A 990-nucleotide genomic window follows, 5' to 3' on the forward strand; every position below is an offset into this window, starting at 1 on the left:
GTTCTGATGGCTTGCGGTCAGCCCTTGGCCCGCATCAGCCGCGCCTTGTCGCGCTGCCAGTCGCGTTCCTTCTCCGCCTCGCGCTTGTCGCCCTTCTTCTTGCCCTTGGCCACGCCGATCTCGACCTTGGCGTAGCCGCGGTCGTTGAAGTAGATCGACAGGGGAATCAGGGTGACGCCGTCGCGGCGGATGGAGGCAAACAGCTTGTCCATCTCGCGGCGGCGGACCAGCAGCTTGCGCGCCCGCTTGGGCTCATGCTGGAAGAAGCGGCCGGCCAGCTGGTATTCCGGGAAATGGGCGTTGACCAGGTACAACTCCCCATCCCGCTCGCCGGCATAGGACTCGGCGATGCTGACCCGGCCGGCGCGAAGCGACTTCACCTCCGTACCGGTCAGCATGATGCCCGCCTCGATCGTTTCGGTAATGAAATAGTCGAAGCGGGCCCGCCGGTTTTGGGCGGCGTATTTGTGTTCGTCGGCGCGTGCCATGGCGGCTCCCCGGCCCTCCCCCTCAGCCCAGCAGGCCGGCGTGGACCAGGGCCGCGCGCACCAGTTCCTGCGTGGGCGGCGTGGTTTCAACCAGCGGCAGGCGCAGTTCCGGACGGCACAGGCCCAGCAGGCTGGCGGCGTACTTGACCGGCGCCGGGCTGGTCTCCACGAACATGGCGTGGTGCAACGGCATCAGCAGGTCGCGGATGCGTGCCATCTCCGCCAGGTCGCCGCGCACCCAGGCGTTCTGCATCTCGGCGCACAGGCGCGGCGCCACGTTGGCCGTGACCGAGATACAGCCCACGCCCCCCTGGGCCAGGAAGGCGGTGGAGGTGGCGTCCTCACCCGACAGCTGGATGAAGTCGGGGCCCAATTCGACCCGTGTGCCGCACGGCCGCACCCAATCAGCGGTGGCATCCTTCACGCCNACGATGTTAGGGCACGCCGCGAGGGCGGGCATGGTGGCGATCGACATGTCGATCACGCTGCGGCCGGGAATGTT

At 67.8% G+C, this 990-nt stretch carries 2 protein-coding genes; both read right to left on the bottom strand.

The window, feature by feature from the left end; translation table 11 throughout:
• Nucleotides 1–17 precede the first annotated feature (17 nt).
• Nucleotides 18–488, bottom strand: a complete 471-nt coding sequence (gene smpB, locus I55_RS27455; RefSeq protein ID WP_044563921.1) for an SsrA-binding protein SmpB — start codon at nt 486–488, stop codon at nt 18–20.
• A 22-nt stretch (nt 489–510) separates the two neighbouring features.
• Nucleotides 511–990, bottom strand: a 480-nt coding sequence (locus tag I55_RS27460) for a dihydrodipicolinate synthase family protein (RefSeq protein ID WP_044563922.1), incomplete at its 5' end; no start/stop codon positions are given.

The organism is Azospirillum sp. B4 (assembly GCF_000333275.1).
Classification (GTDB): domain Bacteria; phylum Pseudomonadota; class Alphaproteobacteria; order Azospirillales; family Azospirillaceae; genus Nitrospirillum.

Bases quoted from the DNA above. Each gene is read 5' to 3' on its own strand.
- smpB (WP_044563921.1), bottom strand. From the start codon at position 488: ATGGCACGCGCCGACGAACACAAATACGCCGCCCAAAACCGGCGGGCC.